This is a genomic window from Flavobacterium sp. FPG59, assembly GCF_002150205.1.
Lineage (GTDB): Bacteria > Bacteroidota > Bacteroidia > Flavobacteriales > Flavobacteriaceae > Flavobacterium.
Genome location: NZ_MTCA01000181.1, coordinates 1 through 6365, shown reverse-complemented (window position 1 = coordinate 6365; position 6365 = coordinate 1). Strand labels below are relative to the sequence as shown.

Sequence of the window (6365 nt, the reverse complement as noted above, 5' to 3'; positions counted from 1 at the left end):
CATCTATGTTACACTGAATTTTAAAATTAGACTAATATAAATTTAGTACTTATACACCTGTAAAATAGTCAGTTTGAAACTCAATGATTCATCTTGCAAACTGAATACTTTTTTCGTATTTTTGCACTCCAATAAAAGGATTTATAAAATGTTAGATAGACTTCAAATAGTAAAACAACGTTTTGATGAGATTTCAGATTTGATCATTCAACCTGATGTAATATCAGATCAAAAACGTTATGTGCAATTGAATCAAGAGTACAAAAGCTTAAAAGCCCTTGCTGAGAAACGAGATGAATACGTTCTTATCATGGCAAACATAGAAGAAGCTAATGAAATTATTGCTGATAATAGTGATGCTGATATGACCGAAATGGCCAAAATGCAACTAGAGGAAGCTAAAGAGCGTTTGCCACTACTTGAAGAGGAAATAAAATTCATGTTAATTCCTAAAGATCCAGAAGATGCAAAGAATGTTATGGTTGAAATTCGTGCCGGAACCGGTGGGGATGAAGCTAGTATTTTTGCAGGAGATTTATTCAGGATGTATACCAAATATTGCGAAAATCAAGGATGGCGCACTTCAGTAGTAGATATGAATGAAGGAACATCTGGTGGTTTTAAAGAGGTAATTTTTGAAGTTACTGGTGAAGATGTTTACGGAACTTTAAAATTTGAAGCAGGTGTTCACCGAGTGCAAAGGGTACCACAAACGGAAACCCAAGGACGTGTACATACCTCTGCTGCTACAGTAATGGTTTTGCCAGAAGCTGAAGAATTTGATGTACAAATTGATATGAACGATGTGCGTGTTGATTTCTTTTGTTCTTCAGGACCTGGTGGACAATCTGTAAATACAACAAAATCTGCAGTGCGATTAACGCATATCCCTACAGGATTAGTAGCGCAATGTCAAGACCAAAAATCACAACATAAGAATAAGGATAAAGCTTTTGGCGTATTAAGATCTCGTTTATATGAACAAGAATTAGCTAAAAAACAAGCCGAAGATGCTTCAAAACGTACTTCTCAAGTTAGCTCTGGTGACCGATCTGCAAAAATACGAACTTACAATTATGCTCAAGGGCGTGTTACAGATCACCGTGTAGGCTTAACTTTATACGACCTAGGTAACATCATGAATGGCGACATTCAAAAAATTGTTGACGAACTTCAGCTTGTAAACAATATGGAAAAATTGAAAGAAGCTAGTGAGGTTTTTTAAAATAAAATCTACAAATACAAAAAAGACCTTGCAAATTTGTTAAGGTCTTTTTTTTATACTGGTGTAAAAAAATTTTTTAATAGAGTTGGTTTCAAAAACAGAATTTTAGGTCAATAGAAATGTCAGTAAACTCAAAATAACCGTTCGATTAAGTACATCAATGGAGTTTTACTTTCTAGTCCAGGTAAAGATCAACATCTGGGTCAATATTGTCTTTAAAAACCGCTTTTCTATAACTTTCAAACTTCTCTGTTGCCGAATCTATCTTGCCTTCAAATTCAGATTTACCTTCGGAACTATCTATTCTCAGATTCAATGCATTTAATTTTTTTTCAAAATCCTTTTCAATAGTTTTCCAATTTTTTTGAGCTTCTTCTTTTTGATATTTTGTTACCGAATCAATAAAATGGATATAATCAATCGTTGCAATTTCAATTCTTTTTTCACTTTTAGTTTGACACGAAATACTCATTATTATTACAAGTAACAAGTAGAAGTGTTTTTTCAAATTTTTCATTAGGGTTATTATTAAATCTTATTTTAAGGTTGTATTTTTAGGTAATTATTAGGGTTGTAATAGAAGAGATTTAATGATGCTTTATAATTTATAAAACTAATTTTAGCTTTAATTAATTCCTATTATAAACGACAAAATCACACTGCTTTTCAACAGTGTGACTCTATTTGATTATTAAAATTATTTGACTCTGTTTATTTCAACTAAGTGGTCAAAATTTGGCTTTTCTTCCGTATTATTTTGTTCTAATACACCCAATATATTTTGAGTTTCAGATTTTAGGGTATTCATAGTTTGGGATATTTTTTCTCCCAATTGGCTAGAAGAATCCGTGATCAAATTTTTGAGATCACTTCCGTTATCTGCTATTTTTTTTCTGGTTTCGCTTCCTTTTGCAGGGGCAAATAAGATACCTATTATTGTTCCAACTGCTAATCCAGCTAGTATTCCTAATGCTACGTCACTATTTTTCATGATGGTGTTTTTTTAAATTTATATTATCCTTTAATAACTTTTAATAGTATTGCGATCACGGCAATAATCAATAAGAAATGAATCATACTGTCCATATTGTATACAAAAAAACCTAAAGCCCATAGTAGTACAAATAATACAGCAGCTATATATAAGATGTTTTTCATAATGATCAGTTGAGATTAAAATTTTATGGCTGCATAAATGCTCAATGCACTGTTTTTAGAGTCAGGGAAGTTGTATGTTACTCCGCCAGAGGTGCGTTCTTTACCCACGGTGCTTAAACCGTAATTGTATCTAGCACCAATACCAAAATTATCAAAATCAAATCCGATACCAGCGGCCAACCCATAATCAAAAGTGTTTAGATCCTCTTTATCTATATCTTGCTCAAAGTTGAAAGTATTAATAGCAGTTTCATTCGTAATTTTTGAGTCCATTAAAAACGCGGCGTACGGTCCAAAGTGGACATTGAAATTTTTTGTCAAATTTGCCTTTATTAAAACTGGAATTTCAATGTAATTCAATCTAAACCTTCCGGTTCCAGAAGCAAAGAAAGTATCGTATTTTAGCTCAGCGCCTTTTATAGTGTAATTTATTTCTGGTTGAATAGCCAAACTGGAACTGACAGGTAATTGAGCAAATAAACCGATATTAAATCCAGTTAAAAGATTGTTGTCATCTACATCCTCAGTGTATAAGTTAGACATATTCAAACCTCCTTTTAATCCTATCGATGCATTATTTTCTTGCGCTTGCAAAGTACTTGTAGCTCCAATTGCAATGGCTACTAAGGTGAAAATTTTATTTAATTTTTTCATTGTCACTGATTTTAAAGTTATTTTTCGTTTACAAAGATGCGACGACCTTTCACAAACTATGTTATATTACTTTTCGGAATTGTTACAGAATTTTAATGTTTAGACCTTGGAATAGTATAATTCTATAAATATAAAGGTTACACTGTTGTTGAAATAGCCTTTTTGAAAAAATAAATAACAAAGATTTTTAGGCATAAAAAAAGGTCGTTCTTAAAAAAAAACGACCTTTTATTCAGTTTTAAAATGTAGTTATGACAAGACAGGAAAGTAAACTGTAAACCTAGCTCCTTCATTTACAATTGCATTTGCGATAATAAAGCCGCGATGATTTTCGACAATTTTTTTACAAATGGCTAAGCCAATACCAGTTCCTGAAAATTCATTTTTATTATGTAATCTATTGAAGAGAATAAAAATTTTAGTAGCATATTCTTGATCAAAACCTATCCCGTTGTCTTGAAATACTATTTTATAATACAAATTAGAACCTATAATAGTATCAGGAATATTTTCTTCATTCTCAGCAGTGCAAGTAGTAGCGGTAATTTTTATTTCAACTGCACTATTTTCTTTGCTATATTTCAGAGAATTGCTAATGAGATTGGTAAATAATTGTTGTATTTGAAAAGGTATTGCATCAAATGTAGGCAATACATCACTAGTTATAAGTGCTTTTTTATCCTCTATAGTTGGTGCCAATTCTTGTAAAACATTAGAAAGAACAATGTTTAAATCTGTTTTTTCAAATATTTTTTCACCCTTATTGGTTCTAGAAAACTGTAATAAATCATCTATAAGAACGCGCATTCTTTTTGCAGAAGATTGTATACTAGATACATATTGCTGCCCAGATTGGGATAAATTTGAATAATCTTTAGTCACTAATCGGGATAAAAAAGTTTCTATTTTTCGTAACGGTTCTTGTAAATCATGACTTGCAATATAATTAAAAGCCATAAGTTCTTTATTGCTGCTTTCTAAGTCTCTATTCCTAAGCTCTATCATCTGTTTGGCTTCTACTTCGGCAGTAACATCACTGGTTGTACCTATGTAAGTACGCTCACCGCTTGATACGTTAACAACTCTACCTAACGCTCTAAAATATCTAATTTCACCATCTTTGCGAATAATTCTATAGGTAAATGGAGGCAGATTAACTTCAGATTGGATATTAATAGAATTTTCCCGAACATAGTCTACATCATCAGGATGAACAAATTGATAAAAAGACTCACCACTTGCAGTAAATGATTGCGGTTCACAACCTAATAAACGGTATTCATTGTCAGAAAAAGTAAAAGTTTGTTTGTCAAGATTGTATTGCCAGCTACCAAAACCACCTACAATTTCAGCTAAATTATTAGCTTCATTAGCAACGGTTAAAGTATTAATGGTTTTTTTTAACAATACTAAATCTCTATTCATTTTTATAAAAGCTATTGTAATGAGTAATAGTGTTACAATAAGCGTTAAATAAATTAACAATGGCGTATAATTCATGGTCGAAATATACTCTTGCTGTCTGTAGTTTAATAAAAGCTTTTCAGTAATCATCATTTCCTCTATCTGAGAGCGAATAGAGTCCATAGTTTTTCTACCAATGATTAAATTTTTGGCAAGTTCATTTTTGTTATAATTTTTATCTTCTGTCAAATAAATTGATTTGGATAAATAATTCTGCTTTTTGTTAATGAAAAACAATAATTTTTTTAAGTTGGCTTGTTGAGCTCTACTATTTTCAGTGAGTTTAGAAACTTTATTGAAGGACTTTTTGACAGCGTTTTTAGATTCTAAATAGGGTTTTAAAAAATCTTCATCTTTTGTCAATAAATATCCTCTTTGCCCTGTTTCGGCATCTTTTATAAACGAAATTAAGCGTTCCAGTTCTATATTTACCCCGTGGCTTTTACTAACAAAGTCAGATGATTTTTTTAAAACGGTTATGTGTTTAAAAGTAACTCCACCTATAAAAAATATGATTGCAATTGAAATAATGAAAATTATCTTGAGAAAAAGAGGCGATTTATGAAACTGAAAATACCCCATATTACATTCTCATTAAAAAATTATCTTTATTTAAACCAGAGGTATGATATTGCCAGTTGAGAGTGACCACATCCGAAAGGATTTTTTTTAGTTGCTCAAAATCATTCGGTTTTTTGATGTAAATATTTGCCCCATTAACAAAGGTTTTTTCAATGTCTTCCTCAGATGAAGAAGTAGAATAAATGGCTACAGCTATATCATTGAATTTTTCATCCTTTTTTATTTCGAGTAAACACTCTTGGCCATTTTTTTTGGGCATGTTCAAATCCAGAAACAAAACATTAGGTAATATAGAATCGGGGTGGTTTAAGAAATCCATCAATTCTACACCGTCATTAAAGGTGCTTACTTTAGTGTTTATTTTTAATTCATCAAACGCATCAGTAAAAAACAATCTATCGTCTTCATCATCATCCGCAAGGCAAATATTTATAAAATCGGTATTCATATTTATACTTTTTTAGTTGTTTTTTTGGGCTATTTCTCTTCTTTTTTGAATGATTTTTTGAAATGCCGATGGCGTCATTCCTGTTGTATTTTTGAATTGTGTGCTTAAATGTGCTACACTGGAATAATTTAATTGAATCGAAATTTCAGTTAAGTTAAGTGAGGTTTTTATCATCAGGTTCTTTGCTAATTCTATTTTTTGTATAATAATAAAATTCTCAATAGAGGTATAGGTTACTTCTGAAAAAACATTCGATAAATACGTATAATTCAAATTTAATTTTTCAGCAATATAGACAGAGCTTTTTATATTCAAAGCCTTATCAGTATGAACCATCTCTACTATTGCATCTTTTATTTTTTGGACCAGAACACTTTTTTGATTTTCAACAATATCAATACCATATTCTTTGAAAATAGCAGTTAGCTCTTCCATTTTTGCCAAAGGTACTTTTTCTAAAAAATTGAATTCTCCAAAGCCTATGATATTGAACTTGTAACCCAAATCAGTTAGTTTTTCTTGGATAATTTTTTTTGTTAATTGTGTGTAATCAAACTTCAAATGTATCTTCATAAACTGTCAATTTAAAGTAAAGATATAAAAAGGAACATTTGTTTTTTTAATACATCGTTTTCAAGATGTTTTTTTAGGTTTTTTTTCAGATCAAATAATATGTATTATCAACGTTTTTTCATAGCTAACGGTATGGTTTTTAAAATATTGGAATGGGGGATAACAACATCTTTATTATTTTGCTTTCATTTTTTTAGACTGAACAATCGTTAATTTTATTTTTTATTTTGTAGGAAATTAATTTGTTTCACACAATATAAT

Annotated in this window: 8 protein-coding genes; 1 reads left to right on the top strand and 7 read right to left on the bottom strand. The window is 30.5% G+C overall.

Features of this window, described 5'->3' with window-relative positions; all coding sequences use genetic code 11:
* Positions 1 to 148 precede the first annotated feature (148 nt).
* Complete coding sequence (gene prfA, locus FPG59_RS12860) at positions 149 to 1225, top strand: peptide chain release factor 1 (protein ID WP_086454992.1); 1077 nt, start codon at positions 149 to 151, stop codon at positions 1223 to 1225.
* Positions 1226 to 1400: 175 nt separating this feature from the next.
* Here prfA and FPG59_RS12855 read toward each other — a convergent pair whose 3' ends face one another.
* From FPG59_RS12855 to FPG59_RS12830, 7 genes are all read right to left on the bottom strand, one after another.
* The gene (locus FPG59_RS12855) at positions 1401 to 1715 is read right to left on the bottom strand and encodes a hypothetical protein (RefSeq protein ID WP_217875904.1); all 315 of its coding nucleotides are present in this window, start codon (positions 1713 to 1715) and stop codon (positions 1401 to 1403) included.
* A gap of 207 nt (positions 1716 to 1922) precedes the next feature.
* Positions 1923 to 2216: a YtxH domain-containing protein gene (locus FPG59_RS12850; RefSeq protein WP_086454990.1), complete on the bottom strand. Its 294-nt coding sequence runs from the start codon at positions 2214 to 2216 to the stop codon at positions 1923 to 1925.
* A 23-nt stretch (positions 2217 to 2239) separates the two neighbouring features.
* Positions 2240 to 2383 carry a lmo0937 family membrane protein gene (locus FPG59_RS16445; protein WP_140344658.1) on the bottom strand — a complete coding sequence of 48 codons (144 nt, stop codon included), beginning with the start codon at positions 2381 to 2383 and terminating at the stop codon, positions 2240 to 2242.
* A 15-nt stretch (positions 2384 to 2398) separates the two neighbouring features.
* Positions 2399 to 3037: a porin family protein gene (locus tag FPG59_RS12845; RefSeq protein ID WP_086454989.1), complete on the bottom strand. Its 639-nt coding sequence runs from the start codon at positions 3035 to 3037 to the stop codon at positions 2399 to 2401.
* 249 nt (positions 3038 to 3286) lie between these two features.
* Positions 3287 to 5083 carry a CHASE3 domain-containing protein gene (locus tag FPG59_RS12840; protein WP_086454988.1) on the bottom strand — a complete coding sequence of 599 codons (1797 nt, stop codon included), beginning with the start codon at positions 5081 to 5083 and terminating at the stop codon, positions 3287 to 3289.
* A gap of 1 nt (position 5084) precedes the next feature.
* Positions 5085 to 5531 carry a response regulator gene (locus FPG59_RS12835; RefSeq protein ID WP_086454987.1) on the bottom strand — a complete coding sequence of 149 codons (447 nt, stop codon included), beginning with the start codon at positions 5529 to 5531 and terminating at the stop codon, positions 5085 to 5087.
* Positions 5532 to 5543: 12 nt separating this feature from the next.
* Complete coding sequence (locus FPG59_RS12830; RefSeq protein WP_086454986.1) at positions 5544 to 6104, bottom strand: AraC family transcriptional regulator; 561 nt, start codon at positions 6102 to 6104, stop codon at positions 5544 to 5546.
* Between the last annotated feature and the right edge of the window lie 261 nt (positions 6105 to 6365).

Coding starts and splice junctions, on each gene's coding strand:
- FPG59_RS12850 (WP_086454990.1), bottom strand. CDS start 2,216: ATGAAAAATAGTGACGTAGCATTAGGAATACTAGCTGGATTAGCAGTT.
- prfA (WP_086454992.1), top strand. CDS start 149: ATGTTAGATAGACTTCAAATAGTAAAACAACGTTTTGATGAGATTTCA.
- FPG59_RS16445 (WP_140344658.1), bottom strand. CDS start 2,383: ATGAAAAACATCTTATATATAGCTGCTGTATTATTTGTACTACTATGG.
- FPG59_RS12830 (WP_086454986.1), bottom strand. CDS start 6,104: ATGAAGATACATTTGAAGTTTGATTACACACAATTAACAAAAAAAATT.
- FPG59_RS12840 (WP_086454988.1), bottom strand. CDS start 5,083: ATGGGGTATTTTCAGTTTCATAAATCGCCTCTTTTTCTCAAGATAATT.
- FPG59_RS12835 (WP_086454987.1), bottom strand. CDS start 5,531: ATGAATACCGATTTTATAAATATTTGCCTTGCGGATGATGATGAAGAC.
- FPG59_RS12845 (WP_086454989.1), bottom strand. CDS start 3,037: ATGAAAAAATTAAATAAAATTTTCACCTTAGTAGCCATTGCAATTGGA.